The sequence below is a fragment of the Streptomyces thermoviolaceus genome, from assembly GCF_045209695.1.
Classification (GTDB): domain Bacteria; phylum Actinomycetota; class Actinomycetes; order Streptomycetales; family Streptomycetaceae; genus Streptomyces; species Streptomyces thermoviolaceus.
In genome coordinates this window covers 4,552,248-4,578,305 of record NZ_CP109280.1, presented here as the reverse complement: position 1 = coordinate 4,578,305, position 26,058 = coordinate 4,552,248, and the positions used below count along the sequence as shown (strand labels likewise).

At 73.7% G+C, this 26,058-nt stretch carries 25 protein-coding genes, 1 pseudogene and 1 riboswitch; of the genes and pseudogenes, 9 read left to right on the top strand and 17 right to left on the bottom strand.

The window, feature by feature from the left end; genetic code table 11:
- Positions 1 to 42: 42 nt before the first annotated feature.
- The 4 genes from metF to OG899_RS19935 form a co-directional block, all read right to left on the bottom strand.
- Positions 43 to 966 (bottom strand): methylenetetrahydrofolate reductase [NAD(P)H], encoded by a 924-nt coding sequence (metF, locus tag OG899_RS19950; protein ID WP_125498048.1) that lies wholly within the window; start codon positions 964 to 966, stop codon positions 43 to 45.
- 305 nt (positions 967 to 1,271) lie between these two features.
- Positions 1,272 to 1,931 (bottom strand): thiamine phosphate synthase, encoded by a 660-nt coding sequence (gene thiE, locus OG899_RS19945; protein WP_125498049.1) that lies wholly within the window; start codon positions 1,929 to 1,931, stop codon positions 1,272 to 1,274.
- 241 nt (positions 1,932 to 2,172) lie between these two features.
- Positions 2,173 to 2,538: an Rv2175c family DNA-binding protein gene (locus OG899_RS19940; protein WP_125498050.1), complete on the bottom strand. Its 366-nt coding sequence runs from the start codon at positions 2,536 to 2,538 to the stop codon at positions 2,173 to 2,175.
- Between the two features lie 216 nt (positions 2,539 to 2,754).
- Positions 2,755 to 3,984 carry an NAD(P)/FAD-dependent oxidoreductase gene (locus OG899_RS19935; protein ID WP_125498051.1) on the bottom strand — a complete coding sequence of 410 codons (1,230 nt, stop codon included), beginning with the start codon at positions 3,982 to 3,984 and terminating at the stop codon, positions 2,755 to 2,757.
- Between the two features lie 151 nt (positions 3,985 to 4,135).
- Positions 4,136 to 4,248: riboswitch (TPP riboswitch) on the top strand.
- Between OG899_RS19935 and thiO the strand changes: the two genes are divergently transcribed.
- The 5 genes and pseudogenes from thiO to OG899_RS19910 all read left to right on the top strand — a co-directional run bounded on the left by thiO (position 4,245) and on the right by OG899_RS19910 (position 9,413).
- The gene (gene thiO / locus OG899_RS19930) at positions 4,245 to 5,411 is read left to right on the top strand and encodes a glycine oxidase ThiO (protein WP_125498052.1); all 1,167 of its coding nucleotides are present in this window, start codon (positions 4,245 to 4,247) and stop codon (positions 5,409 to 5,411) included. It overlaps the preceding riboswitch by 4 nt.
- Before the next feature lie 17 nt (positions 5,412 to 5,428).
- Positions 5,429 to 5,629 (top strand): sulfur carrier protein ThiS, encoded by a 201-nt coding sequence (thiS, locus tag OG899_RS19925; RefSeq protein WP_125498091.1) that lies wholly within the window; start codon positions 5,429 to 5,431, stop codon positions 5,627 to 5,629.
- 3 nt (positions 5,630 to 5,632) lie between these two features.
- Positions 5,633 to 6,424 (top strand): annotated as a pseudogene (locus tag OG899_RS19920) (thiazole synthase); the annotation flags it as partial.
- A 100-nt stretch (positions 6,425 to 6,524) separates the two neighbouring features.
- The gene (gene pknB, locus OG899_RS19915; protein ID WP_168132191.1) at positions 6,525 to 8,462 is read left to right on the top strand and encodes a Stk1 family PASTA domain-containing Ser/Thr kinase; all 1,938 of its coding nucleotides are present in this window, start codon (positions 6,525 to 6,527) and stop codon (positions 8,460 to 8,462) included.
- 72 nt (positions 8,463 to 8,534) lie between these two features.
- The gene (locus OG899_RS19910; protein WP_125498054.1) at positions 8,535 to 9,413 is read left to right on the top strand and encodes a deoxyribonuclease IV; all 879 of its coding nucleotides are present in this window, start codon (positions 8,535 to 8,537) and stop codon (positions 9,411 to 9,413) included.
- 51 nt (positions 9,414 to 9,464) lie between these two features.
- Here the strand turns inward: OG899_RS19910 and OG899_RS19905 are convergent, their stop codons facing one another.
- Entirely contained in the window at positions 9,465 to 10,121 is a 657-nt protein-coding gene (locus tag OG899_RS19905; RefSeq protein WP_125498055.1) for a sulfite oxidase-like oxidoreductase, read from the bottom strand.
- Positions 10,122 to 10,268: 147 nt separating this feature from the next.
- Here OG899_RS19905 and bfr point away from each other — a divergent pair, with 147 nt between their 5' ends.
- The gene (gene bfr, locus OG899_RS19900; protein ID WP_125498056.1) at positions 10,269 to 10,787 is read left to right on the top strand and encodes a bacterioferritin; all 519 of its coding nucleotides are present in this window, start codon (positions 10,269 to 10,271) and stop codon (positions 10,785 to 10,787) included.
- 28 nt (positions 10,788 to 10,815) lie between these two features.
- Here bfr and OG899_RS19895 read toward each other — a convergent pair whose 3' ends face one another.
- On the bottom strand, positions 10,816 to 11,076 hold the full coding sequence (locus tag OG899_RS19895; RefSeq protein WP_251505543.1) for a (2Fe-2S)-binding protein: 261 nt from the start codon (positions 11,074 to 11,076) through the stop codon (positions 10,816 to 10,818).
- 160 nt (positions 11,077 to 11,236) lie between these two features.
- Positions 11,237 to 12,592 carry a class II 3-deoxy-7-phosphoheptulonate synthase gene (locus tag OG899_RS19890; RefSeq protein ID WP_125498058.1) on the bottom strand — a complete coding sequence of 452 codons (1,356 nt, stop codon included), beginning with the start codon at positions 12,590 to 12,592 and terminating at the stop codon, positions 11,237 to 11,239.
- 314 nt (positions 12,593 to 12,906) lie between these two features.
- On the opposite strand from OG899_RS19890, the gene OG899_RS19885 reads away from it, so the two are divergent.
- A complete protein-coding gene (locus tag OG899_RS19885) occupies positions 12,907 to 14,766 on the top strand; it encodes an anthranilate synthase family protein (RefSeq protein ID WP_168132189.1) in 1,860 nt (619 codons plus the stop codon).
- A 51-nt stretch (positions 14,767 to 14,817) separates the two neighbouring features.
- Here OG899_RS19885 and OG899_RS19880 read toward each other — a convergent pair whose 3' ends face one another.
- The 4 genes from OG899_RS19880 to OG899_RS19865 form a co-directional block, all read right to left on the bottom strand.
- Positions 14,818 to 15,846 (bottom strand): 6-phosphofructokinase, encoded by a 1,029-nt coding sequence (locus tag OG899_RS19880; protein ID WP_125498060.1) that lies wholly within the window; start codon positions 15,844 to 15,846, stop codon positions 14,818 to 14,820.
- Positions 15,847 to 16,001: 155 nt separating this feature from the next.
- Positions 16,002 to 16,688 (bottom strand): response regulator transcription factor, encoded by a 687-nt coding sequence (locus OG899_RS19875; protein ID WP_125498061.1) that lies wholly within the window; start codon positions 16,686 to 16,688, stop codon positions 16,002 to 16,004.
- The gene (gene macS, locus OG899_RS19870; RefSeq protein WP_168132187.1) at positions 16,685 to 17,911 is read right to left on the bottom strand and encodes a MacS family sensor histidine kinase; all 1,227 of its coding nucleotides are present in this window, start codon (positions 17,909 to 17,911) and stop codon (positions 16,685 to 16,687) included. The genes OG899_RS19875 and macS overlap by 4 nt, the downstream gene beginning before the upstream one ends.
- A 68-nt stretch (positions 17,912 to 17,979) precedes the next feature.
- Entirely contained in the window at positions 17,980 to 18,777 is a 798-nt protein-coding gene (locus OG899_RS19865) for a 1-acyl-sn-glycerol-3-phosphate acyltransferase (RefSeq protein ID WP_185867848.1), read from the bottom strand.
- 242 nt (positions 18,778 to 19,019) lie between these two features.
- Between OG899_RS19865 and OG899_RS19860 the strand changes: the two genes are divergently transcribed.
- A complete protein-coding gene (locus OG899_RS19860) occupies positions 19,020 to 19,799 on the top strand; it encodes a carboxylesterase (protein ID WP_168132186.1) in 780 nt (259 codons plus the stop codon).
- Positions 19,800 to 20,070: 271 nt separating this feature from the next.
- The gene (locus OG899_RS19855; RefSeq protein ID WP_125498094.1) at positions 20,071 to 20,601 is read left to right on the top strand and encodes a hypothetical protein; all 531 of its coding nucleotides are present in this window, start codon (positions 20,071 to 20,073) and stop codon (positions 20,599 to 20,601) included.
- Between the two features lie 75 nt (positions 20,602 to 20,676).
- Here the strand turns inward: OG899_RS19855 and OG899_RS19850 are convergent, their stop codons facing one another.
- The 6 genes from OG899_RS19850 to OG899_RS19825 form a co-directional block, all read right to left on the bottom strand.
- A complete protein-coding gene (locus tag OG899_RS19850; protein ID WP_229813670.1) occupies positions 20,677 to 21,420 on the bottom strand; it encodes an endonuclease/exonuclease/phosphatase family protein in 744 nt (247 codons plus the stop codon).
- A 139-nt stretch (positions 21,421 to 21,559) separates the two neighbouring features.
- Complete coding sequence (locus tag OG899_RS19845; protein ID WP_125498065.1) at positions 21,560 to 22,513, bottom strand: ROK family glucokinase; 954 nt, start codon at positions 22,511 to 22,513, stop codon at positions 21,560 to 21,562.
- 54 nt (positions 22,514 to 22,567) lie between these two features.
- Positions 22,568 to 23,116 carry a DUF5304 domain-containing protein gene (locus OG899_RS19840; RefSeq protein ID WP_125498066.1) on the bottom strand — a complete coding sequence of 183 codons (549 nt, stop codon included), beginning with the start codon at positions 23,114 to 23,116 and terminating at the stop codon, positions 22,568 to 22,570.
- Between the two features lie 199 nt (positions 23,117 to 23,315).
- Positions 23,316 to 24,485 carry an ArsA family ATPase gene (locus tag OG899_RS19835; RefSeq protein WP_125498067.1) on the bottom strand — a complete coding sequence of 390 codons (1,170 nt, stop codon included), beginning with the start codon at positions 24,483 to 24,485 and terminating at the stop codon, positions 23,316 to 23,318.
- A gap of 76 nt (positions 24,486 to 24,561) precedes the next feature.
- Complete coding sequence (locus OG899_RS19830; protein ID WP_125498068.1) at positions 24,562 to 25,005, bottom strand: SRPBCC family protein; 444 nt, start codon at positions 25,003 to 25,005, stop codon at positions 24,562 to 24,564.
- A 200-nt stretch (positions 25,006 to 25,205) separates the two neighbouring features.
- Positions 25,206 to 26,003 carry a metallophosphoesterase gene (locus OG899_RS19825; protein WP_125498069.1) on the bottom strand — a complete coding sequence of 266 codons (798 nt, stop codon included), beginning with the start codon at positions 26,001 to 26,003 and terminating at the stop codon, positions 25,206 to 25,208.
- Positions 26,004 to 26,058 lie beyond the last annotated feature (55 nt).

The window sequence follows — 26,058 nt, the reverse complement described above, 5'->3', positions numbered from 1 at the left end:
CCGAGGCCGTGCCGCGGTCCGGCGGATCCGCGTACGGCCGGCCTAGGCCCGCGGCGGGTGGTGCAGACCCAGGTTGTCGTAGATTTCCAGTGTCGCCGTGGAGTTGTTCAGCGTGATGAAGTGCAGCCCGGGCACATCTTCGGCCAGCAGCCGCGCGCAGAACTCCGTGGCGAAGTCGATGCCCATGGAGCGTACCGCCGCGGGATCGTCCTTCGCAGCGACCATGCGCTCCTTCACAGCCGGCGGAAAGACGGCGTTGGTCAGCTGCGGCACCCGCATCAGCGTCTTCATGCTGGTGATGGGCATGACCTCGGGGATGATCGGGGTGTCGCAGCCGGCCGCCGCGACCCGGTCCCGCAGACGCAGATAGTCCTCGGGGTCGAAGAACATCTGGGTGATGGCGTAGTCCGCACCGGCCCGGCATTTGGCGACGAAGTGCCGGATGTCGGTGTCCCAGTCCGTGGAGCGCGGGTGCATCGCGGGGAACGCCGCGACGCCGACGCAGAAGTCGCCGGAGTTCTTGATGAGTTCGACGAGTTCGGCGGCGTAGGTCAGACCCTGCGGGTGGGGCACCCACTCCCCCATCGGGTCCCCGGGCGGGTCGCCGCGCAGCGCCAGCATGTTGCGGATCCCGGCGTCGGCGTACTGCCCGATGATGTTGCGCAGGTCGGCCACGGAGTGGTCGACGGCGGTGATGTGCGCGATCGGGGTGAGCGTGGTGTCGGAGGCGATGGCCTCGGTGGCCTTCACCGTGCCGGCGCGGGTGGAGCCGCCCGCGCCGTAGGTCACCGAGACGAAGTCGGGGGCCACGGCCTCGACCCGGCGCAGCGCGTTCCACAGGTTTCTCTCGCCCTTGGGGGTGCGGGGGGCGTAGAACTCGAACGAGTACGTTCGCTTGCCGGTCGCGAGCATGTCGCGCACGGTGGGGGCGTGGTCCGACCTGATGGATGCGGTGCCGAGGGCCATACCCGCAGGTTAGCCAGGCCGCGCCGGTCCCCCAACCGGATGCCGGGCTTTTGCCCGTTTTACCGGTTTGCTGTCCACACAGTGGACAGTGCGGCGTCCGGCGGCCCGGGGCCTGTCGTCCGGCCCGGCCCGGCCGCGGGGTGCGGTGCGTCTCGGGCGACCCGAGCGGGTTCCGGTGCGTGCAGCTGCGCGGAGGTCAGAGATCACGGAGTCGGCGCGGAACGTCGGGGCGAGTGACGACAACACGGCGGATGCGCGTGCCGGCTCCGCGACGCCGGGACGATCCGAACGACGCGCCCCGGATGTCAGCGCTCCCGCAGCCGCTGCGCGAACGCGGCGGCCGCGGCGCCCGGGTCGTCGGCCTCGGTGAGCGCGCGGACCACGACGACCCGCCGGGCTCCGGCGTCCAGGACCTCGTCCAGATTGCCCAGGTCGATGCCGCCGATGGCGAACCAGGGGCGGTCGGTGTCCAGGCCGGCGGCGTAGCGCACCAGGTCGAGGCCGGGCGCGGGCCGGCCGGGCTTGGTGGGGGTGGGCCAGCAGGGGCCGGTGCAGAAGTAGTCCACGCCCTCCTGGACGGCGGCCGCGGCGGCCTCCGCCTCGCTGTGGGTGGAGCGGCCGATCAGGATGCCGTCGCCGAGGATCGCGCGGGCCGCGGGCACCGGCAGGTCGCCCTGGCCGAGGTGCAGCACGTCCGGGCGGGCGGCGTGGGCGACGTCGGCGCGGTCGTTGACGGCGAGCAGCTTGCCGTGGCGGGCGCAGGCGTCGGCGAAGACCTGGAGGTGCTCCAGTTCCTCGGCCGCCTCCATGCCCTTGTCGCGCAGCTGCACGATGTCGACACCGCCGGCCAGGACCGCGTCGAGGAACTCCTCCAGGTCGCCCTGGCGGGTGCGGGCGTCCGTGCACAGGTACAGGCGCGCATCGGCGAGCCGGTCACGGGCGGTGACGTGAGCGGTGTCGGGCATGCGTGGGTCCCCCCGTCGTCGGTGCGCACCGGCCGGATCGGCCCGGCCGGTGCGGGTGCGTCGGCGGCGTACGGGCGCGGTGCGGGACGCGCGGGGCCGGTGGGCCCGTGACGTCCCGGCCGCGGTCCGTACGCCGGCCGGTCACCGGGTGTCCGGTGGCCGGCTGGTCAGCTGAGCCGGCTGTTCGGGATGATCCGGCCGGTCAGGACGATCCGGCTGGTCAGCAGGATGATCCGGCTGGTCAGATGGCGAGCGCCTGGGCGCGGCGCTTCACCTCGGTGCCCCGATTCTCCCTCAGGGCCTGCGCGGGGGTGCCGGGCAGGGTCGGGTCGGCGGTGAACAGCCACTCGATCATTTCCTCGACCGTGAAGCCGTCGTCCCGCAGGAGCGTCAGGGTGCCGGTGAGGCCCTTGACGATCTTGCCCCCGTCGATGAAGGCGGCGGGAACCTGCAGCACCCGGTTCTCCCCCCGGCGCACGGCGATGAGCTGGCCCTCCTTGACCAGCTGCCGCACCCGCGTCACCTCGACGCCGAGCCGTTCGGCGACGTCGGGAAGGGTGAGCCAGGCGGGGACGAGAGCATCGATCTTCGCGTCAATCTCGGTCACGCAACCAAGCCTGCCATCTGCCACCGACAGTCGGAAGCCAACCGCGTCCACCTGCGACGACCCGTCGCGGCGAAGATCACACGGCAGGACGCGCGCGGGGGCGGACGAGCCGCCCGGCGGCCGGGCGGTCCGCGGCCGTGCCGTGGCCGGTTCGCGACCTCGTCGCGGTCGCGGACGACCCCGAGCCGTTCCCCCGACCGTCACGGGGCACTGCGCCTACGCGGCGACCGCCGCCTTCAGCGGACGCGACGCGTCCGGCAGCAGGGCGGGGTCGAGCGGCCGGCCGGACTCGATCAGCCGCCTGCCCTGGGCCACGTCCCGCGGCCGGCCGACGGCGAGCAGGGCGACCAGCCGGTTCTCGCGCAGCCAGCACACCGACCAGGCCGGGCCGCTCGCATCGCCGCGCCAGACCATGCTGTCGGCGTCCGTGTGATGGCCGGCGTACTGCACGAACCGGCCGAACTGCTCGGACCAGAAGTACGGCACCGGGTCGTAGACCACGTCCCGGCCCATCACCTGGGCGGCGACGGTGCGGGGGCCCTGGAGGGCGTTGTCCCAGTGGTGCACGAGCAGACGTTCGCCGTAGCGCGCGGAGGGGAAGGAGGCGCAGTCGCCGACCGCGTACACGTCCGGCACCGAGGTGCGCAGGCGGTCGTCGGCGAGCACCTCGCCGTGCGCGCCCAGCTCGATGCCGGAGCCGGCCAGCCAGGCGGTGGCGGGGCGGGCGCCGATGCCCACGACGACGGCGCCCGCGGGCAGCCGTGTGCCGTCGTCGAGCACCACCGCACCCGGCTCGGCCCGCTCGACGCGGGCGTCGGTGCGCAGCGTCACGCCGCTCTCCGCGTACCAGGCGGCCATCGGCGCGGTCACCTCGGCGGGCAGGACGCCCGCCAGCGGCCGGTCGGCGGCCTCCACGACCGTCACCGCGCAGCCCGCCTCGCGTGCGGCGGTGGCGAACTCGGCACCGATCCAGCCGGCACCGACCACGACGACGTCCTGCCGGCCGGTGAGCACCGGCCGCAGCCGGGCCGCGTCGTCCAGGGTGCGCAGCAGGTGGACGCCGGGGACGCCCTCGGTGCCCGGCAGGCGGACCGGTTCGGCGCCGGTGGCCAGCACCAGCACGTCGTAGGGCTCCGGCCCTTCGGAGGTGTCCAGCACGTGCTCCGCGGGGTGCACGGCCAGCGCCTCGCAGCCCAGGCGGAGCCGGAGCGACAGCGCCTCGAAGTCGATGTCGAAGGCGGAGCCCTCGGCCGTGCCGAGCAGCACGGCCTTGGACAGCGGCGGCCGGTCGTAGGGCTGGTGGGGTTCGGCGCCGATCAGGGTGACGGTGCCGGTGAAGCCCTCCTCGCGCAGCGCGACCGCGGTCTGCACGCCGGCCATGCCCGCCCCGACGACGACCACGCGCCGCGGACCGCCCGGGTTCTTCTCCTGCGTCTGCTCGCTCACCTGATCACCATAGACAGCCCGCGTCCCGCAGGGCACGGGGCGAGGGGACGTACGGCCCTTCTCCACGGGGGCTCGCGGGCCGGGCCGCTGCCCCGGCGGGCGGGCCCGCCCCGCTCTTACAAGATCGCGGCCCGGCGGCTAGGGTGGCCGTACAAGCATGCGCGGGAGCCCGGACGCACCGGGCTGAGAGGGAGGCTGGCGGCCTCCGACCGTACGAACCTGATCCGGGTCATGCCGGCGAAGGGAGGGGCGTTTCGCCCATGTCGTTGTCACGTACTTCGGACGTCCTCGTGATCGGGGGCGGCGTCATCGGTCTCGTCACCGCCTGGCGCGCGGCGCAGCGCGGCCTGCGCACGGCGGTGGTGGACCCCGAGCCCGGCGGCGGGGCCGCGCAGGTGGCCGCGGGGATGCTGGCCGCCGTCACCGAGCTGCACCACGGCGAGCAGACCCTGCTCGGGCTGAACCTCGCCTCCGCGCGCCGCTACCCGGACTTCGCCGCCGAGCTGTCCGAGCTGACCGGCCACGACCTCGGCTACCGCCGCTGCGGCACCCTGGCCGTCGCACTGGACGCCGACGACCGCGCTCACCTGCGCGAACTGCACGCCCTGCAGCGGGCCTCGGGTCTGGAGTCGGAGTGGCTGTCCGGGCGGGAGTGCCGGCGTCTGGAGCCGATGCTCGCGCCCGGCGTCCGCGGCGGGCTGCGGGTGGACGGCGACCACCAGATCGACCCCCGGCGGCTGGCCGCCGCGCTGGTGGCGGCCTGCGAGCGGGCCGGGGTGGTCTTCCACCGGGCGTGGGCCGAGCGTCTCGTCGTGCAACAGGACCGGGCCGCGGGCTGCGAGCTGCGCGACGGCACACGGCTCGGCGCCGAGCAGGTGGTGCTCGCGGCGGGCAGCCGCAGCGGGCAGCTCGCCGGCGTGCCCGACGACGTGCTGCCGCCGGTGCGGCCGGTGAAGGGGCAGGTGGTGCGGCTGACCGTGCCCAAGCGGTACGCGCCCTTCCTGAACCGCACCGTGCGGGCCGTGGTGCGCGGCAGCCAGGTGTACCTCGTGCCGCGGCTCAGCGGCGAGCTGGTGATCGGCGCGACCACCGAGGAGCTGGGCTGGGACACCACGGTGACCGCGGGCGGGGTGTACGAGCTGCTGCGCGACGCGCACGAGCTGGTGCCCGGCATCACCGAGCTGCCGCTGACCGAGACCCGCGCCGGGCTGCGGCCCGGCTCCCCGGACAACGCGCCGCTGCTCGGGCCGACCGAGCTGCCCGGACTGCTGCTGGCCACCGGCCACTACCGCAACGGCGTGCTGCTCACGCCCGTCACCGGCGACGCCCTGGCGCACGCCCTGACCACCGGCGAGCTGCCGGACGTCGCCCGCCCCTTCACCCCGCGGCGCTTTCGCACCGCCGTCCTCACGGAGCTGCCCGCATGAACGTCTCCGTCGCCCACGTGACCGTCTCCGTCAACGGTGAACCCCGCCAGGTGGCGCCCGGCACGTCCCTCGACGCGGTCGTGCGTTCCCTGACCGCCGCACCCTCGGGCGTGGCCGCCGCCCTCAACGAGACCGTCGTGCCACGCGCCCGCTGGGCCTCGACACCGCTGCGTGACGGCGACCGTGTCGAGGTGCTGACCGCCGTCCAGGGAGGCTGACCCATGACCGACGACCCTCTCGTCCTCGGCGGCCGCACGTTCGCCTCCCGCCTGATCATGGGCACCGGCGGGGCGCCCAGCCTGGAGGTGCTGGAGCGGGCCTTGACGGCCTCCGGCACCGAACTGACCACGGTGGCGATGCGCCGGGTCGACCCGTCGGTGCACGGCTCGGTGCTGTCCGTGCTGCGGAAGCTGGACATCCAGGTGCTGCCCAACACGGCGGGCTGCTTCACCGCCGGCGAGGCGGTGCTCACCGCGCGGCTGGCCCGCGAGGCGCTGGGCACCGACCTGGTCAAGCTGGAGGTCATCGCCGACGAGCGCACCCTGCTGCCGGACCCGATCGAGCTGCTGGACGCCGCGGAGACGCTGGTCGACGACGGTTTCACGGTGCTGCCGTACACCAACGACGACCCGGTGCTCGCCCGGAAGCTGCAGGACGCCGGCTGTGCCGCGATCATGCCGCTGGGCTCGCCGATCGGCTCCGGACTCGGCATCCGCAACCCGCACAACTTCGAGCTGATCGTGGATCAGGCCGAGGTGCCGGTGATCCTGGACGCGGGCGCGGGCACCGCCTCGGACGTGGCCCTGGCGATGGAGCTGGGCTGTGCGGGGGTGATGCTCGCCTCCGCGGTGACGCGGGCGCAGGACCCGGTGCTGATGGCCGAGGCGATGCGGCACGCGGTGACCGCGGGCCGGCTGGCCCGGCGGGCGGGCCGCATCCCCAAGCGGTTCTTCGCCGAGGCCTCCTCCCCCACCGAGGGGCTGGCCCGGCTGGACCCGGAGCGTCCCGCTTTTCCGCACACACGTGCGGACGGCGTCACAGGTCGGCCGCAGTCCGCCACCGAGGGCACCGAGCGGGACGTCGCTGTCGGGGGCGGCTCGTAGACTCGCCTGCGTGGACACGACCCTTCAGGACCCTCTGGTCGGGCAGGTGCTCGACGGCCGGTATCGCATCGACGCGCGGATAGCCGTCGGAGGCATGGCGACCGTCTACCGGGCCCTGGACACGCGGCTGGACCGCGTGCTCGCGCTGAAGGTGATGCATCCCTCGCTCGCGGCGGACGCCTCCTTCGTGGAGCGGTTCATCCGGGAGGCGAAGTCCGCCGCCCGCCTGGACCACCCGAACGTCGTCGGGGTGTTCGACCAGGGCACCGACGGGTCGTACGTCTACCTCGCCATGGAGTACGTCTCCGGCTGCACCCTGCGGGACGTGCTGCGCGAACGCGGGGCCCTGCCGGTGCGGGCCGCGCTGGACATCCTGGAGCCGGTGCTGGCGGCGCTGGGCGCCGCGCACCGCGCCGGCTTCGTGCACCGCGACATGAAGCCGGAGAACGTCCTGATAGGGGACGACGGCCGGGTCAAGGTCGCCGACTTCGGACTGGTGCGGGCGGTGGACGCGGTCACCCACACCACCGGCACGGTGCTCGGCACGGTCTCCTATCTCGCGCCGGAGCAGATCGAGGAGGGCACCGCCTCGCCGCGCGTGGACGTCTACGCGTGCGGGGTGATGCTCTACGAGATGCTCACCGGGGCCAAGCCCCACCAGGGCGAGACCCCGGCCCAGGTGCTCTACCGGCATGTGAACGAGGACGTGCCGCCGCCGTCCGCGGCGGTGCCGGGCCTGTCGGCGGAGCTGGACCAGCTGGTCTCGGCGGCCACCGCACGCACCCCCGAGGACCGTCCGGCCGACGCGGTGGCGCTGCTGGCGCGGGTGCGCGAGGCCCGCGGCCGGCTAGGCGACGAGGAGCTGGACGCGCTGCCCCCGCAGGCCCGCACCACCGGCCACGACAACGCCGAGGACCGCACCAGCGTCCTGCCGCGCGCCCTGGCGGTGCCGCGTCCGCTGCCCGTGGACGGGGACGAGGAGCCGACCGACGCCTTCCACCGCACCAGCCGGCTGGACACGCCGGTCCCGGACGCGGGCGGTCGCCGGGCGGGCGGGCTGCGCCGCCGGCGCGCGCTGCTGGCCGCCGTGGCCGCCGTCGTGCTTCTCCTCGTGGGCGGCGCCGGCCTGTGGTACATCAACGCCGGCCAGTTCACGACGGTGCCGCCGCTGCTGTCCAAGACCGAGGCGCAGGCCCGGCAGCGGCTGGAGGAGGCCGGGCTGAAGGTCGGCGGCGTCGAGCACGCCCACAGCGACACCGTCGCCCGGGGCACGGTCATCAGCACCGACCCGTCGCCCGGCGCCCGTATCCGCGACCACGGTTCGGTCACGCTCACCGTCTCCGACGGCCCGGAGACCGTCCGGGTGCCCGACGTGGCCGGCCGCTCCCTGGACACGGCCCGGCAGCGGCTGCGCGCGGCCGGACTGGAGCCGGGCATGGTCAGCCGGGCGTTCAGCGAGGACGTCCCCAAGGGCACGGTGATCCGCACCGACCCGCCGGCGGGCACCGAGCGGCACTCCGGCTCGGCGATCGCCCTGGTCGTCAGCCGCGGCCGGCCCGTGGAGGTGCCGGACGTCACCGGGGAGGACCTCGACGAGGCGACGGCCGACCTCGGGGAGGCGGGCCTGAAGGTCACCGTCGCCCCGCAGCGGGTCACCTCGGAGTTCGACGCGGGCCAGGTCGCCCGGCAGAACCCGCCGGCCGGCGGGCAGCTGGCCGAGGGCGACACGGTCACGCTCACCCTGTCCAAGGGCCCGGAGCTGGTCGAGGTGCCGGACGTCACCGGGGACAGCGTGGACGAGGCCAAGCGGACCCTTCAGGAGGCCGGCTTCCGGGTGAAGGAGGACCGCGGGCTGCTCGGGCTGTTCGGCGACACGGTGAAGAAGCAGTCGGTCGAGGGCGGCGACCGCGCCCCGAGGGGATCGACGATCACGATCACCATCCGGTGAGCGGGAGCTGGGGGTGCCCGGTCCCGGGGCCCCTCGGCGGCGCTCCGCACGGGCTGGCATGCTGGGGGTGTCATGACCCCACCCTCTTCCTCCCCCGTGCCGCGCAATCCCGTCGGCGGCCATGTGCCCGTGGCCGGCGGACTGCACAAGGTGGGCCTGGCGTACGCCCGTGAGATCGGGGCGGAGACCGTGCAGGTCTTCGTCGCCAATCCGCGGGGCTGGGCCACGCCCGACGGGAACGCGCAGCAGGACGACGCGTTCCGCACCGCCTGTGCCGAGGCGTCCCTGCCGGTGTACGTGCACGCCCCCTATCTGATCAACTTCGGTTCGCACACCGAGGCCACCGTCGACCGCTCGGTGGACTCGCTGCGGCACTCGCTGCGGCGGGGCCGGCAGATCGGCGCCGCGGGCGTGGTGGTGCACACCGGCAGCGCGACCGGCGGACGGCAGCGGCGGACGGCGCTGCGACAGGTGCGCCGGCGCCTGCTGCCGCTGCTGGAGGAGCTGGACGACGAGGACCCGTTCCTGCTGCTGGAGTCCACGGCCGGGCAGGGTGCCTCGCTGTGTGCCCGGATGGAGGACTTCGGGCCGTACTTCGAGGCGCTCGACGCCCACCCGAAGCTCGGGGTGTGCCTGGACACCTGCCATGTGTTCGCCGCCGGGCACGACCTGGCCGAGCCGGACGGCGTGCACCGGACGCTGGACGCGCTGGTGGAGACGGTCGGCCCGGGCCGGCTGAAGCTGATCCACGCCAACGACTCCCAGGACGTGGCGGGCGCGCACAAGGACCGGCACGCGAACATCGGTGCCGGTCACATCGGCGAGGAGCCGTTCCGCGCCCTGACGACCCACCCGGCCACCGCGGGCGTGCCGCTGGTCATCGAGACGCCCGGCGGCAAGGAGGGCCATGCGGCCGACGTGGAGCGGCTGAAGAAGCTCAGGGCCGGCTGAGCCCGGACGTCCGGCGCTCGGTGCGGGGCCGGCCGAGCCGCGGCGGCCGTCTCACAGCTCCGGCCCGTCTCCCGGTTCCTCCTGGTAGGAGTAGCGCTGTTCCTTCCAGGGGTCGCCGATGTTGTGGTAGCCGCGTTCCTCCCAGAAGCCGCGGCGGTCGCTGGTCATGTACTCCACGCCCCGCACCCACTTGGGGCCCTTCCAGGCGTACAGGTGCGGGACGACGAGGCGCAGCGGGAAGCCGTGCTCGGCGGTGAGCAGTTCGCCGTCCTTGTGGGTGGCGAACAAGGTGGTCTCGGCGGTGAAGTCCGACAGGCGCAGATTGGAGCTGAAGCCGTACTCGGCCCAGACCATCACATGGGTGACGTCCGGAGCGGGCGGGGCGATCTCGAGGACGGTGCGGGCGGGGACGCCGCCCCACTCGGCGCCGAGCATGCTGTACTTCGTCACGCAGTGCAGGTCGCCCACCACGGTCGTGTAGGGCAGGGCCGTGAACTCCTCGTGCGTCCAGCAGTGCTTCTCGCCGTCGGCGGTCGCGCCGAACACCCGGAACTCCCAGCGCTCGGGCCGGAACTTGGGCACCGGCCCGTAGTGAGTGACCGGCCAGCCGCGCTGCAGCCGCTGCCCCGGCGGGAGTCCCCGCCGCGCCGCCTGCTCCGACGCTGCCTGCGGCGCCCCTGTCGATCCTCTCTGCTCCGGCTGACCCATGCCTCCATCCTGACAGACGGGAGGGGGTGCACCGGACCACGCGAGGAACAAAACCGGCATTTCCCACTAAGCGTGAACTTACTGGAAGGTTATGGATACCGGTGACATCATGCGGACCCCAGGGCTGTCCGGAAGGAGCGCACCGCGATGCAAGGCGACCCCGAGGTCATCGAACTGCTCAACGAGCAGCTGACCGCCGAGCTCACCGCGATCAACCAGTACTTCCTGCACGCGAAGCTGCAGGACCACAAGGGGTGGACGAAGCTCGCGAAGTACACCCGTGACGAGTCCTTCGACGAGATGCGGCACGCGGAGCTGCTGACCGACCGCATCCTGCTGCTGGACGGGCTGCCCAACTACCAGCGGCTGTTCCATGTGCAGGTCGGGCAGACGGTGACCGAGATGTTCCGGGCCGACCGGCAGCTGGAGGCGGAGGCCGTCGACCGGCTGCGCCGGGGCGTGGAGATCATGCGCGACAAGGGGGACATCACCTCGGCCAACGTCTTCGAGGCGATCCTCGCCGACGAGGAGCACCACATCGACTACCTCGACACCCAGCTGGAGCTGGTGGACAAGATGGGCGAGGCGCTGTACCTGTCGACGGTCGTGCAGCAGAAGCAGCCGGACCCGTCGGGTCCGGGCACCCACGGATTCTCCTCGCCCTGAGCGGCCGCCGCGGGACGCGACCGGGGCCTCAGGCCGCGTCGTCCAGGTCCCGCGGGCGCGCGGCGGAGGAGGCGGCGGGCAGCCGGCCGAACGCGGGGGCGCCGCGGTCGATCAGCTCCCGGCGCGGGCAGGTGCCGCGGCCGAGCAGCGCCTGGATCCGGCGGACACAGCCGCCGCAGTCGGTGCCGGCCTTGCAGGCGGAGGCGATCTGGCGGGGCGTGCAGGCGCCGTTCTCCGCGTGCTGTTTCACCTGCTGCTCGGTGATGCCGAAGCAGCTGCAGACATACACGCGGCTCACCTCCCGCCGGATTGGACCAGGAACGCCCTCCCGAGCATCTCCATCTCGGTGAGGCAAACCTAACCTTACCTGGCGGGCGGAGGCCGGAAAAGCGAGCGGGGCGCGGACCCTGTGTGATCCGCGCCCCACCCCGCCGTCCGGGACGGCGTCGTCACTGGTTGCGGTACATCTCCGCGACGAGGAACGCCAGATCCAGGGACTGGCTGCGGTTCAGCCGCGGGTCGCAGGCCGTCTCGTAGCGCTGGTGCAGGTCGTCGACGAAGATCTCGTCGCCGCCGCCCACGCACTCGGTGACGTCGTCACCGGTCAGCTCCACATGGATGCCGCCCGGGTGGGTGCCGAGCGCCTTGTGCACCTCGAAGAAGCCCTTGACCTCGTCGAGCACGTCGTCGAAGCGGCGGGTCTTGTGCCCGGAGGCCGCCTCGAAGGTGTTGCCGTGCATCGGGTCGGTCACCCAGGCCACGGTCGCCCCGGAGGCGGTGACCTTCTCCACCAGCTCGGGGAGCTTGTCACGGATCTTGTCGGCGCCCATGCGCACGATGAAGGTCAGCCGGCCCGGCTCCCGCTCGGGGTCGAGACGGTCGATGTACTGCAGCGCCTCCTCGGCCGTCGTGGTGGGGCCGAGCTTGATGCCGATCGGGTTGCGGATCTTCGAGGCGAACTCGATGTGCGCGTGGTCCAGCTGCCGGGTGCGCTCACCGATCCACACCATGTGCGCGGAGACGTCGTACAGCTGGCCGGTGCGCGAGTCGACCCGGGTGAGCGCCGACTCGTAGTCCAGCAGCAGCGCCTCGTGCGAGGAGTAGAACTCGACGGTCTTGAACTCCTCCGGGTCCGCGCCGCAGGCCCGCATGAAGTTCAGGGCGTTGTCGATCTCGCGGGCGAGCTGCTCGTAGCGCTGGCCGGCCGGGGAGGACTTCACGAAGTCCTGGTTCCAGGCGTGCACCTGCCGCAGGTCGGCGTAGCCGCCGGTGGTGAAGGCGCGCACCAGGTTCAGCGTGGCCGCCGAGGCGTGGTACATCCGCTTCAGCCGCTCGGGGTCCGGGACGCGGGCCTCGGAGGTGAACTCGAAGCCGTTGACGGAGTCGCCGCGGTAGACCGGCAGCGTCACCCCGTCCCGGGTCTCGGTCGGCTTGGAGCGTGGCTTGGAGTACTGGCCGGCGATACGGCCGACCTTGACCACCGGCACGGACGCGGCGTAGGTGAGCACGGCGCCCATCTGCAGCAGCGTCCTCAGCTTCGCCCGGATGTGTTCGGCGGACACCGCGTCGAAGGACTCGGCGCAGTCCCCGCCTTGGAGCAGGAACGCCTCACCCTGGGCGACGGCCGCCATCCGGGCGCGCAGCTGGTCGCACTCGCCTGCGAAGACGAGCGGCGGATAGGTCTCCAGCTCCGCGACGACTTCGCGCAGAGCCTCGGGATCGGGGTAGTCGGGCTGCTGCGCCGCGGGCAGATCGTGCCACGTCGCTCGTGCGGCGACGGCTTGGGAATCAGCGTTCACGGTCACACCGTCCACCTTACGGGGTCACGGCGGGTCGTTCTCCGCCCTGCTCGACAGATGAGACGACACGGTCCGTGACCGCACACCTCCCGGGCGGTCACCTCGTCCCGGCCGTCACGCCGCGGTGACGACATGCGTTACAGTTCCTCGCATGTACGTGCCGACGCACCAGACGTGGTGGTGGACCGCTTCCGTGGCGGCCCACTGACAGCGCGTACGCTCGACTTCGCGACAGGCCGCCCGAGGGGCGGCCTTCGTCGTATGCGGCACCCGGGTCGTTCCTCGCCGGACCGACGGCAAGAGAAACGGAAAGAGGACCCGTGAACCTGGCTCGGCTGCTGTCCGACCCCCGCCCCTTCGCCCTGCTCAGGCGCCGCACGCCGGGCGGCGACCACGATCTGGTGGAGGTGCTGCTCGGCCCGGTGCGCACCTTCGAGCGCCTGGCCGCCCTGCCCGACGAGTGCCTGGCGATGGTGCCCTTCCGGCAGATCCGCGAGCGCGGCTTCGACGTCCGCGACGACGGCACCCCGCTGGCGGCACTGGTGCCCGAGGAACGGCATGCCGTCCCGCTCACGCAGGCGCTGCGGCAGCTGCCGGCGCACCCGGTGCGGGTCACGGGCGGCGGCTTCGACGTCGACGACGAGGAGTACGAGCGGATCGTCGGCCGGGTGCTGCGCGACGAGATCGGCGCGGGCGAGGGCGCGAATTTCGTGATCCGGCGCACCTACCGGGGCGAGATCCCCGGCTTCGGGCGGGCGGACGCCCTGGCGCTGTTCCGCCGGCTGCTCGAGGGCGAGCGCGGCGCGTACTGGACGTTCGTCGTGCACACCGGGGAGCGCACCCTGGTCGGAGCCAGTCCGGAGGTGCATGTGCGCTGCTCGGGCGGCACGGTGGTGATGAACCCGATCAGCGGCACGTACCGGTATCCAGCCGAGGGGCCGACCGTCGAGAGCCTGCTGGAGTTCCTCGCCGACGGCAAGGAGACCGAGGAGCTGTCGATGGTCGTCGACGAGGAGCTGAAGATGATGTGCACCGTCGGCGACCGGGGCGGTGTCGTCGTCGGGCCGCGGCTGAAGGAGATGGCGCATCTCGCGCACACCGAGTACGAGCTGCGCGGGCGGTCCTCGCTGGACGTGCGGGAGGTGCTGCGGCAGACCATGTTCGCGGCGACCGTCACCGGCTCGCCGGTGCAGAACGCCTGCCGGGTCATCGAACGGTACGAGTCCGGCGGCCGCGGCTACTACGCGGGGGCCCTCGCCCTGCTCGGCCGGGACGGCGGGGGCGCGCAGACGTTGGACTCCCCCATCCTCATCCGCACCGCGGACATCGACACGGCCGGGCGACTGACGGTGTCGGTGGGCGCGACGCTGGTCCGTGGTTCGGATCCGGCGAGCGAGGCCGCGGAGACCCATGCGAAGGCGGCGGGCGTGCTGGCGGCGCTGGGCGTGCGTCCCGCCCGGCCGCGCGCCGAGCGGGAGCTGCCCCGGCTCGCGGACGATCCGCGGGTGCGCGAGGCGCTGGACGGGCGCCGGGCGTCGCTGGCGCCGTTCTGGCTGCGGATGCAGCAGCGGCCGTCCGAGACCGCCGGGCACGCCCTGGTCGTGGACGGCGAGGACACCTTCACCGCGATGCTCGCGCATGTGCTGCGCTCGGCGGGCCTGGAGGTGACCGTGCGGCGCTACGACGAGCCGGGGCTGCGGGCGGACGTGCTCGCGCACGACGGACCGGTGGTGCTCGGCCCCGGCCCGGGCAACCCGGCGGACGCCGCCGATCCGAAAATGCGGTTCCTGCGCGAGCTGGCGGCAGCCGTGATCCAGGAGCGCCGGCACGGGGTGCTGGGCGTGTGCCTGGGTCATGAGCTGATCGCGGCGGAGCTGGGACTGGACATCGTCCGCAAGCAGGTGCCGTACCAGGGGGCGCAGACCACGATCGACCTGTTCGGGCGGCCGGAGACGGTCGGGTTCTACAACAGCTTCACGGCCCGCTGCGACGACGAGGCGGCGCGGGAGCTGGCGGCGCACGGCATCGAGGTGAGCCGGTCGGCGGACGGGGAGGTGCACGCGCTGCGGGGGCCGGGCTTCGCGGGAGTGCAGTTCCACCCGGAGTCGGTGCTGACGCTGAACGGGACGGCGATCGTGCGGGAGCTGCTCCTCCCGCTGTGCGCGAGCACGGCGCGGTGAACGGCCCGGGGCCCGCACGGCGGTGTGCTGCGCGGGCCCCGCGGAGGGCGGTCAGCCGAAGAAGACGCCGATCTCCTCGTACAGCTTCGGGTCGACGGTCTTGAGCTTGGCGGTGGCCTCGGCGATCGGGACGCGCACGATGTCGGTGCCGCGCAGGGCGACCATCTTGCCGAAGTCGCCGTCGTGCACGCAGTCGATGGCGTGCAGCCCGAATCGGGTGGCCAGCCAGCGGTCGAAGGCGGTGGGGGTGCCGCCGCGCTGGATGTGCCCGAGGACGGTGGTCCGCGCCTCCTTGCCGGTGCGCTCCTCGATCTGTTTCGCCAGCCACTCGCCGACCCCGGAGAGCCGCACGTGTCCGAAGGAGTCGCGGGAGGTGTCCTTGAGGATGAGGTCGCCGTCCTTGGGCATGGCGCCCTCGGCGACTACCACGATCGGGGCGTAGGAGGCCTGGAAGCGGGAGGTGATCCAGGCGCAGACCTGGTCGAGGTCGAAGCGCTGCTCGGGGATGAGGATGACGTTGGCGCCGCCGGCGAGCCCGGCGTGCAGGGCGATCCAGCCGGCGTGCCGGCCCATCACCTCGCAGACCAGGACCCGCCTGTGCGACTCGGCGGTGGTGTGCAGGCGGTCGATGGCCTCGGTGGCGATGGAGACCGCGGTGTCGAAACCGAAGGTGTAGTCGGTGGCCGACAGGTCGTTGTCGATGGTCTTGGGCACGCCGACGCAGGGCACGCCGTAGTCGTCGCCGAGCCGGGCGGCGACGCCCAGGGTGTCCTCGCCGCCGATCGCGATCAGTGCGTCGACCTCCTGCTTGGCGAGGGTGTCCTTGATGCGCCGCACGCCGTCCTCCTGCTTGAGGGGGTTGGTGCGCGAGGAGCCGAGGATGGTGCCGCCGCGGGGGAGGATGCCGCGCACGGCCGGGATGTCGAGACGGACGGTGTCGTTCTCCAGGGGCCCTCGCCAGCCGTCCCGGAAGCCGACGAAGTCGTAGCCGTACTGCTGCACGCCCTTGCGGACGACGCCCCGGATGACGGCGTTGAGCCCGGGGCAGTCGCCGCCGCCGGTCAGAACTCCGACCCGCATGGAAATGTCCCTTCGCCGCGGTTGCCTGGTGAGGCCACGCTAAGGGTGACGTACGTCACTCCTGGAGGGACGGGACGGTCAATTCCGGTAAAACGTCGCGTAGTTGAGAGCGACAAATCCACCCGAAAGGGTGAGGGGTGTCCCTGGAAGCGGATTTACTCGCCGTCGAGTCCTCGTTCGATGGCATAGCGGACCAGCTGGACCCGGTTGTGCAGCTGGAGCTTGCCGAGGGTGTTCTGCACATGGTTCTGCACCGTGCGGTGGGAGATCACCAGGCGTTCGGCGATCTGCTTGTAGCTCAGCCCCTTGGCGACCAGGCGCAGCACCTCGGTCTCCCGCTCGGTGAGCCGGGGCGTCCTCGGCTCACCGGCGTGGTCCGCACCGGGGGCGGGGGCCGGCTCGGCGGCCAGCCGCCGGTACTCGCCCAGGACCAGTCCGGCCAGACCGGGCGTGAACACCGCGTCGCCGGCCGCGGTGCGCCGCACCGCGTCCAGGAGTTCCTGCGTGGACGCCGACTTCACCAGATAGCCCGTCGCACCCGACTTCACCGCCTCCAGCACGTCGGCGTGCTCACCGCTGGCCGAGAGCACCAGCACCCGCAACGACGGGTCGTGCGCGACGAGTTCCTTGCACACCTGCACCCCGGGTTTGAGCGGCAGGTTCAGGTCCAGCACCAGCACGTCGGGGGCGGCCGCCTTGGCCCGGCGCACCGCCTGCTCGCCGTCGCCCGCGGTGGCGACCACGTCGAAGCCGGACTCGGTCAGGTCCCGCGCGACCGCGTCGCGCCACATCGGGTGGTCGTCGACCACCATGACCTTGATCGGGTCCCGCTGCTCGCTCATCGGCCCTTCGCCCTCGCCTTCCTCGGTACGGTCAGTTCCACCTCGGTGCCCTGGCCGGGCACGGAGATCAGCTCGGCGCTGCCGCCGAGGTCGCGCAGCCGGCCCCGGATGGAGTGCGACACCCCCAGCCGGCCCTCGCTCTCGGCCTGCGCCAGCCGGCCCTCGGGGATGCCGGGCCCGTCGTCCCGGACGGTCACCCGCACCGCGTCCGGCTCGTCCTCGATCAGGATCCAGGCCCGGGCGTCCTCGCCCGCGTGCCGGCGGACGTTGTCCAGGGCCGCGCCCACGGCGGCGGCCACCTCCCGCGCGACGGCGGGCGGCAGCAGCACCGGGGCTCCCGGTTCGGCGACACTGACCCGGCTCCCGGCGTACGGGCCGAGCAGGGTGCGCAGGTCGGCCGGTTCGCGGTCGGCGTCCGCCGGGTCCTCGTCCCCGAGGGCGGCCGCCGCCTCGGCCGCGGTGGGCGCGGGGTTCTCGCCCGGGGTGCGGGGGCGGGGCAGCGGCCCGCCGGAGATGAGGGTGCGCAGTGCCGCCTCCTGCTCCCCGGCCAGCCGGCCCAGCTCGGCCGCCTCCCCGCCGAGGACCGCGCCGCGCCGCTGCACCATGGCCAGCACCTGCAGCACGCCGTCGTGGATGTCCCGGGCCAGCCGCTCCCGCTCGCGGGTCGCCGCCTGGATCTCCAGGGCGCGGGCGAGAGTGCGCTCGGAGGCGCGGGCGACCTCGACGACGTAGCCGATCGCGATGGACGCCACCCACACCAGGACCACGTTGTGCACCGTGTCCCGGGCCGGGGTGCCGCGCTCGAGGAGGTTGGCGACGGCGACCGCGGTGGACGCCACGGCGGCCCAGCGCCAGCCGCCCCGCACCGCGAAGGCCAGGACGGAACCGGCGGTCCAGATCGACGGCAGCGTCGGCCCGCCGGCCGCGGTGTGCCCGGCGTCGGCGACCGGGGTGAGCAGGATGCCGGTCACCGCGAGCGTGAGGTCGGCGACGAGGAAGCCGCGGGTGCAGCTCGCCGCGCCGGAGACCTTGGGCAGCGTGGCCAGGGTCCAGCCGCACAGCACGCAGTAGTAGGCGATGGCGATCCAGGGGCGGGAGAACCGCTCGTAGCCGGTGGCGAACAGGGCGACGGCGTACACCATGGTCAGCACGCGGTACCCGGCCAGCGCCCGCCACAGCGGCTGCTCGACCGACATCCTCATGACCCGATCGCGCCCGGCCATGTCCCCCACTGTCCCTCTGTCCGCGTCCCGCCGCGGTCCCGCCCGTGTCCTGTGCGGCGCCCCTGCCGCTACCGACCGTCCCGGTCGTCCTGCTCCGGCTGGTCCGGCCCGGCCTGCTTCCCTGCCTGTGCCCGCGCGGTCTTCGCCGCCTTCGCCGCCTTCTCCGCTTCCTTCTCGGCCTTCGCGGCCTCGGCGATCTGCCGCTTGGCCACGGTCGCGTAGATGTCCACGTACTCCTGGCCGGACAGCTTCATGATCTCGTACATGACCTCGTCGGTCACCGCGCGCAGCACGAAGCGGTCGTGCTCCATGCCCTGGTAGCGCCGGAAGTCCAGCGGTCTGCCGATGCGGATGCCCGGACGCATCAGCTTGGGCACGATCTTCCCCGGCGGCTGGATCTTCTCCGTGTCGATCATGGCGACCGGGATCACCGGCGCCCCCGTGGCCAGGGCCACCCGGGCGAGGCCGCCGGGCTTGCCCCGGTACAGGCGGCCGTCGGGCGACCGGGTGCCCTCGGGGTAGATGCCGAACAGCTCGCCGCGCTCGATCACTTCGATGCCGCTGCGCACCGCCGCCTCGCCGGCGCCGCGCGCCCCGGAGCGGTCCACGGGCAGCTGGCCGACGCCCTTGAAGAACGCCGCGGTCAGCCGCCCCTTGACCCCGGGCGTGGTGAAGTACTCGGCCTTGGCGATGAAGGTGACCTTGCGGTCCAGCACCGCGGGCAGGAAGAACGAGTCGGAGAACGACAGATGGTTGCTCGCCAGGATCGCGGGGCCCTCGGCGGGAACGTTCTCCAGGCCTTCCACCCAGGGCCGGAAGACGGCCTTCAACGGCCCCCCGAGGACGACCTTCAACGCGCCGTACAACAACCGAGTGCCTCCCGTGTGTGTCGATCAGACCATAACCCGCGGCACCGACAGAAGCCGCCCGGCAGACCTGGTCGGTGCCGGTGCGGTCGTCTACGGTGAAGTACCCGCGGTCGGCGGCCCTCCGCCGTCGGCGGGACCGCTTCGCCCCGACGCCCCACCCGCCCGCGCGGCACCCGGTGGCACCGGGGCGGCCCTGTGATCGTCGCGCTCCGTTGTCACCTCACGAACAGGAGACCGTCGTGCCGGTTCTGCCCGGAGCCGAGCCGTACCGCCACGAGGGCGGCCCGGTCGGTGTCCTCCTCGTCCACGGCTTCACCGGTTGCCCCCAGTCGATGCGCCCCTGGGCCGTCCGGCTGGCCGAGCACGGCCTGTCGGTTGCGGTGCCGCTGCTGCCCGGGCACGGGACGCGCTGGCAGGACATGCAGGTCACCGGCTGGCAGGACTGGTACGCGGAGGCGGACCGCGCGCTGCACCTGCTGCAGCAGCGCTGCACCGACGTGTTCGTGGCCGGGCTGTCCATGGGCGGCGCCCTGGCGCTGCGTCTGGCCGCCCGGCACGGGGACGCGGTGCGCGGAGTCGTCGCGGTCAACCCGGTGCACCGGCTGCACGGGCTGCCCGCGGCCGCCCTGCCCGTGGTCCGGCATCTGCTGCCCGCCGTGAAGGGCATCGCCGACGACATCGCCAAGGAGGGCGTGACGGAGCTGGGTTACGACCACGTGCCGCTGCACGCCGCCCACTCTCTGCGGACCTTCCTCCGGCTCCTCGACCGCGAACTGCCGCAGGTCACGCAACCCCTGCTGCTGTTGCGCAGCACGCAGGACCATGTGGTGCCGCCGGTCGACGCGGCCCGGATCCTCGGCCGTGTCTCCTCCCTGGACGTCACCGAGGTCCTGCTGGAACACAGCTACCACGTGGCGACGTTGGACCACGACGCGGACCGGATCGTCGAGGAGAGCCTCGCCTTCATCGGCCGGCTCGCGACCGGGGTCGGCAAGGAAGGGGCGACGGCAGGTGGCTGAGCACGAACGCGACCACGAGGCCGCGGAGAACCTCGGCGGGGGCGGGGACGTCGCGGGGCCCGCGGGCGGCGGGACGTCCCAGGACCCCGCGGGGCGCGGCGGCGGCACGCCCGCGGCCGGGTCCGCGGGCCGGGCGGAGACCGCCGGGTCCGGCGAGGCGGACGAGGGGACGGCCGACGGGGGTTCGGCGTCCGGCGGGACGACCGGTGCCGCCGGTCCCGGTGCCGCCGGTTCCGCTGCGGCGACAGGCGGTGCGCGGGATGCCGGGCGGCTGCCGCCGGACGAGGAGGCCGCCTGGGCCGCCATCGTCGCCGGGTACGGGGCGGAGCCGCCGGATCCGCCCGGCGCACGGCCGTTCCGGCCGGTCGAGAACCTGGCGCTGCCCGATCCGTCGGACACGGACGACGAGCGTGCCGGTCGAGGGCCCGGCGATACGGGCCGGTCGGCGCCGCGGCTGGGCGGCTCGGTCTCCTTCGCCCCCGGGGTGGGACCCGCCGGCCCCCGGGACTACACGCTCCGGGAGCCGTCCGACGACGACTTCGACGAGGACGACGAGGGCCACTTCGTGCCGCCCGAGCCGCCGCCGCTGCCGGAGGCGGACACCACCGCCAAGTTCGCCTGGCTGGGCGTCGTCGGCGGCCCGGTCCTGCTGTTGCTCGCCGTGGTGCTCAGCTGGGAGATGACCTGGTGGCTGACCACGGTCTGCGTCGGCGGCTTCCTCGGCGGCATCGCGACGCTGGTGGCCCGCATGAACCCGGGCGACGACGAGGACGACGACCCGGGGCGGGGCGCGGTGGTCTGAGCGGCGGGGCGGTCGGCCGTGCGGCCGACGCCGTCGCCGCGGACGTCCGGCCCCGCCTCCGGACGTCCGCCGCCGTCACGCCGCCGGGATCCGGAAGGCGCCGAGCACCGGCAGGTGGTCCGTGGCCGTGCGCAGGTCGGTCTCCGTGACGCCGGGGAGATCGACGGGCACGCCGCAGCCGAGGACCTCGATGCCGCGGGTGGCGAAGAGCGCGTCGATGCGCCGGTGCGGGTCGGCGGCGGACCAGGTGTGTTCGGCGCCCCACGGCGCGGTCGCCCAGCCGTCCTGCAGCGCGCCGGCCAGTCGGGCGAAGGCCGGTCCCTCGGGGCCCTCGTTGATGTCGCCGCCCGCGATGGCGTGGTCCACGCCCATTCCGGCCAGCCGGTCCAGCAGCAGGCCGCTCTGCTCGTGGCGTTCGTCCTTGTCGAGCGAGAGGTGACAGCCGAGCACGCCGAGCCGTGCCCCGCCGAACCGGACGACGGCCGTGGCGAACCCCCTGCGGTGCAGCCCGGGGGTGAGCGGCAGCAGCACGTCCTCGGTGCGCTCGACGGTGGCGCGCAGCGAGCACAGCACGGCCGTGCCGGCGGCCGTCGCGCCTCCGGTGAGGGTCACCAGCCCGGTGGTGCGGGCCAGCCGCGCCAGCTTCTTGCGCCAGCGGAAGAACCGGGGCGCCTCCTGCAGGAGGACCAGGTCGGGCGCCGAGGCCCGGATCACCCGGGCCAGGGCCTCGGTGTCGTCCTTCAACGAGCGGACGTTGCAGGACAGGACACGGACGACGGCGGAACCGTCGGGCTCGGTGCGGGACGTGGGCAGCTGCATGACGATCAACATACGCCCGCGTGCCCGGCAGGGCCGCACGGGCTCCGCTGCCGCCCACGGCGGCATCCGGGGCCCGGTACGACGGCGCCCACCGGTCCCGGCGCACGGGACGGTGGGCGCATCGGCGCGGCAGCGCGTGTCACATGACCGGGTCGGGCTCGCGGGCCAGGTCCGCGGCGCCCACCAGGCCGGCCTTGTTGCCGAGCTGGGCGGCGATCACCTCGGCCACCGGACGCCAGTTGCCGCCGACCAGCCAGCGCCGGTACGACTTGCGGATCGGCTCCAGGACCAGCTCGCCCTCGTCGGACAGGCCGCCGCCGACGATGAACGCGGACGGGTCGAACAGGGACGCCAGGTCGGCCAGGCCGGCGCCGGCCCAGCGGGCCAGCTCGCGGTAGGAGTCGATGGCGACCTTGTCGCCCTGGCGGGCGGCCATGGAGATGTGCTTGCCCTCGATGCCGTCGGGCGTGCCGTCGCCCAGGGACAGCAGGATCTGGGCGTTCTCCGGGGTGGCGTTGGCGCGCTGCTTGGCGTAGCGCACGAGGGCGCGGCCGGAGGCGTACTGCTCCCAGCAGCCCTGCGAGCCGCAGCCGCACAGCAGGCCGTCGGGCACCATGCGGATGTGGCCGAACTCGGCGGCCACGCCGAAGTGGCCGCGGCGCAGCTTGTTGCCGATGATGATGCCGCCGCCCAGGCCGGTGCCCAGGGTGATGCAGATGACGTTGCGGTGGCCCTTGCCGGCGCCGAACTTGTACTCGCCCCAGGCGGCGGCGTTCGCGTCGTTCTCCACGACGACCGGCAGGCCGACCCGTGCCTCGACCTTCTCCTTGAGCGGTTCGTTGCGCCAGTCGATGTTGGGCGCGAAGTAGACGGTGGACCGCTGCCGGTTGACATAACCGGCGGCACCGATGCCCACGCCGACGATGTCGTGCCCCGCACGTGCGCCCTCCACCGCCGAGGCGATGGCGTCCACGATGGCCTCGGGTGTGTGGGGGGTCGGCACCTTGAAGGTCGAAAGGATGTTGCCTTCCTCGTCGACCACGCCGGCCGCGATCTTCGTGCCGCCGATGTCGACGCCGATGGTGAGTCCCATTTATCCCTCAGTTTCGGTCGAGCCCCGCTACGGCCAACCGTACCCGAGGGGACTTCAGTCCACGTCGATGCGTTCCCCGCCACCGGTGCCCTCGCCGCCGTCGCGGCGTCCGGGACGGTCCCCGAGATCCTTCAGCTCGTCGGCGAGATCCTTGCCGCCCCGGGTCCAGCGGCGTTCCTGGGCGGAGACGGCGGAGCGGTAGGCGGCGAGCAGCTCGTTGCCGGCCGCTGCCAGATGGTCGAAGACCTCGGGGTTGCGCTCCACGACGGGTTCCACGACCGCCTTGGCCTGCTCGACGACCTGCCGCACCACCTGCTGGGCGGCGGGCGAGGCGACCGCGCCGAGCAGCGGCGCCTGCAGCGAGGACAGCTTGTCGGCGACCGCGTCCACGAGCTTGCGCAGCTCCTCGGCGGCCGAGCCCTCGGGGGAGCCGGTGCGGGCACGGTGCCGGGCCCGCTCCGCCTCGAGGTCCTCGGCACAGGCCGTGGCCCAGGCGTCGGGATCGACGGTGCGGGGCTCCTCGTGCGACTCCTCGCCGCCGGTCCGGCCCTGAGCGGTGTCGTCCCGCGCGGCGTCGTCGGACGGTGTGCGCTCTTCGCTCATGACGGACTCCTGACTGCGGTTCGTCCCATCGACGTTACCGGAACCGCACGGGGCGGTTCATCCGCCGCCGCGGGACGGCCCACGGCGGCCGGCCCCGGTCCGGGGCCGCGGAGGCGGTCCGGGAGCGCGGGCAGGGTGCGGGGCCCCGGGCGTGGTGCGGGACGGCGGGCACGGTGCGGCACCGGGCCGCCGGGGCGGCTCAGTCCCGGCGCGGCCACAGCTGCGGGTCCGGCGCGAACCGGATGCGCAGCTCGCCCTCGCGCAGCGACGCCCCGGCCACCGTGCACCGGCGCAGCGCCGACGGCAGCGGGACGATCCGGCGGTGCCCTCCCGCGGCCAGCAGCAGCTCGTCGCCGCGCCGGACGAGGTCCAGGTCCTCGCGCCGGGCGCCGGGCAGCGGGATGTGCCACACCAGCACCCCGTCCTCGGCGATCCGGTCGGTCACGGGCCACTCGACCGGGTCGCAGGGTGCGGTGATCCCGGGCACCCCCAGGGCGGCCAGGTCGTCCTGGCCCCGCGGGTCCCGGCCCAGGTGGGCGGCGTGGTGCACGGTGTACGTCCCGGCCCACTCCTCCAGCGTCTTGCGCTGCTGGGCGAGGGGGACGGCCAGCCAGGAGTCGGCGGCCGCCTCCGGCAGCACCCGGGCGGCGACCACGGACTCCACCGGCAGTCCGCGCACCGCGGCACCGAGCACGGCGCTGCGCACCGCGTCCGCGCCGGCCGGTCCGGGCTCGGCGACCAGGCGGACGGCGGTGCCGCGGTCGGCGACGACGGCGTCCACGGCGGCCAGTTCCGTGTCCCAGCGTTCCGCCGTCTCGTACAGCCCGTCGGCGGGCATGGGCACACCCGCGAGCCGGCCGAGCACCGGGCGCAGCGCGCGGGCCGCCTGCCGCTCCGGCGGGAGCAGACGGCGCAGCAGCCGGCGCAGCTCGGCGGGCAGGGCGAGCAGGGACAGGGCCCGTTCGACGGGCGGCAGGTCGACGACCAGCAGCTCGAACCGTTCCGACAGGGCGGCGTCCCGCAGGGCCCGCAGCAGGGCCAGCTCCTCGGCGCCCGGCAGCAGGGTGATCTCCTCGGCGTCCAGACGGGAGGCCCCCAGCAGGTCGAGGACGCCGGCGGCACGGTCCTGGAGGGCGGCGACGTCCGCCCGGAAGGAGGCCTCGGCGTCCGGGCGCCAGGCGGTCAGCCGGGGTCCGGCCTCGACGGGCTCCGCGCCGGTGGGGACGCCCAGCGCGGCGCCGAGGGTGTCCGCGCGGTCGCCGCTGAGGACGAGGGTGGGCACGCCCGCGCGGGCGGCCGCGAGCGCGGTGGCGGCGGAGACGGTGGTGCGGCCGCTGCCGCCGGGGCCCGTGATCAGGAGGGTACGCATGGGGATGAACGGTAGGTGAGGGCGTGCCGGCCCGCCGGTGGGCGGCCACGGCAGGGTCCGGCCGGAGCGGTTCCGCTCACGCCTCCTTGGACTCCACCCGCTTCTTCAGACCGGCCAGGGCGCGGTCGATGATGACCTTCTCCGCCTTGCGCTTGATCATGCCCAGCATGGGGATCTTGACGTCCACGGTGAGCTGGTAGGTCACCTCGGTCGCGCCGGTGCCCACCGGCTTGAGCAGGTAGGAGCCGTCGAGGGAGCGCAGCATCTGGGACTTGACCAGGGTCCAGGAGACCTCGTGGTCGCCGGTCCAGGTGTAGGCGAGGGTCTGGTCGTCCTTGATGGCGCCCGCGTCCATGACGAGGCGGACCTGCTCGGCGCGGCCCTGGTCGTCGGTCTTGAGGACCTCGGCCTCCTTGACCTCGCCGGTCCAGTCGGGATAGCGGGCGAAGTCGGCGATCACCCCCATGACGTCGGCCGGTGCCGCCTCGATGGTGATGCTCGAGCTGGTGTGTTCCGCCATCGCCGTGGCTCCTCCAGATGCGGGCCGCAAGTCGGGTTTGTGTGCGCACGTGTGTGCAGCGTGAAGGCTACCGCGCAGAGGGCCGGCGGCCTCCACCCCACCTGCGGACATGACGGCTCCGGCCAGGGCCTCCGCGTCCCTGCGGACGCATGTGCGCATCCCTCGTCACCGCTGCTCGGGGACCCGGGGCGTGCCCGTGGTCACCACTCGAGGACCCAGGGCGTGCCCGTGCGCGCGAAGTGGCCCACGTTGACGCACTCGGTGGCGCCGATGCGCATGCGGCGCACCAGCGGCTGGTGCACATGGCCGAAAAGGGCGTAGCGGGGGCGGGTGCGGCGGATGGCGTCCAGCAGAGCGCGGCTGCCGCGCTCGAAGCGGCGGGCGACGGTGTCGTAGAGGAGTTCGGGCACGTCCGGGGGGATGTGGGTGCACAGCACGTCGACCTCGCCGACGGCCTCGATCTTCGCGGCGTACTCCTCGTCGCCGATCTCGTGGCCGGACCGCATCGGGGAGCGCAGGCCGCCTCCGACGAACCCGAAGACGCGGCCGCCGATCTGCACCCGCTGCCCGTCGAGGACGACGGTGCCCTCCCGGGCGAACTCGGGCCACAGGTGCGGGACGTCCACGTTGCCGTAGGTGGCGTAGGTGGGGGTGGGGAAGGCGGCGAACAGTTCCGCGTACTGCCGGCGCACCGCCTGTTCGATCACCTCGGTGCGGTCGCCGTCCACACCCGCCCAGAGCCGGGCGCCCAGCGCACGGGCCTCCTCGTAGCGGCGCTCGGTGCGCAGGGAGACGAGCCGGCGGGCGTTCTCGGCGCCGAACAGGTCGGGAAGAATGCCGCGCGAGTGGTCGGCGTAGTCGACGAAGAGGACGAGGTCGCCCAGGCAGATCAGGGCGTCGGCGCCCTCGCCGGCTCGGGCCAGGTCGCGCACGTTGCCGTGCACGTCGCTGACCACGTGCACACGTGTGCGGCGGGTGCCGGACGGTGGACGGTTCATGGTCATCGAGCGTAGGCGGCGTGCGGCAGGGGTGAACAGAGGTGCTCACCTGGCC

What these genes read in the sequence shown, in the direction of transcription:
- metF (WP_125498048.1), bottom strand. Translation starts at nt 966, where the DNA reads ATGGCCCTCGGCACCGCATCCATCAGGTCGGACCACGCCCCCACCGTG.
- thiE (WP_125498049.1), bottom strand. Translation starts at nt 1,931, where the DNA reads ATGCCCGACACCGCTCACGTCACCGCCCGTGACCGGCTCGCCGATGCG.
- thiO (WP_125498052.1), top strand. Translation starts at nt 4,245, where the DNA reads ATGTCGTTGTCACGTACTTCGGACGTCCTCGTGATCGGGGGCGGCGTC.
- OG899_RS19910 (WP_125498054.1), top strand. Translation starts at nt 8,535, where the DNA reads ATGACCCCACCCTCTTCCTCCCCCGTGCCGCGCAATCCCGTCGGCGGC.
- OG899_RS19905 (WP_125498055.1), bottom strand. Translation starts at nt 10,121, where the DNA reads ATGGGTCAGCCGGAGCAGAGAGGATCGACAGGGGCGCCGCAGGCAGCG.
- bfr (WP_125498056.1), top strand. Translation starts at nt 10,269, where the DNA reads ATGCAAGGCGACCCCGAGGTCATCGAACTGCTCAACGAGCAGCTGACC.
- OG899_RS19880 (WP_125498060.1), bottom strand. Translation starts at nt 15,846, where the DNA reads ATGCGGGTCGGAGTTCTGACCGGCGGCGGCGACTGCCCCGGGCTCAAC.
- OG899_RS19875 (WP_125498061.1), bottom strand. Translation starts at nt 16,688, where the DNA reads ATGAGCGAGCAGCGGGACCCGATCAAGGTCATGGTGGTCGACGACCAC.
- macS (WP_168132187.1), bottom strand. Translation starts at nt 17,911, where the DNA reads ATGGCCGGGCGCGATCGGGTCATGAGGATGTCGGTCGAGCAGCCGCTG.
- OG899_RS19850 (WP_229813670.1), bottom strand. Translation starts at nt 21,420, where the DNA reads ATGCAGCTGCCCACGTCCCGCACCGAGCCCGACGGTTCCGCCGTCGTC.
- OG899_RS19845 (WP_125498065.1), bottom strand. Translation starts at nt 22,513, where the DNA reads ATGGGACTCACCATCGGCGTCGACATCGGCGGCACGAAGATCGCGGCC.
- OG899_RS19840 (WP_125498066.1), bottom strand. Translation starts at nt 23,116, where the DNA reads ATGAGCGAAGAGCGCACACCGTCCGACGACGCCGCGCGGGACGACACC.
- OG899_RS19835 (WP_125498067.1), bottom strand. Translation starts at nt 24,485, where the DNA reads ATGCGTACCCTCCTGATCACGGGCCCCGGCGGCAGCGGCCGCACCACC.
- OG899_RS19830 (WP_125498068.1), bottom strand. Translation starts at nt 25,005, where the DNA reads ATGGCGGAACACACCAGCTCGAGCATCACCATCGAGGCGGCACCGGCC.
- OG899_RS19825 (WP_125498069.1), bottom strand. Translation starts at nt 26,003, where the DNA reads ATGAACCGTCCACCGTCCGGCACCCGCCGCACACGTGTGCACGTGGTC.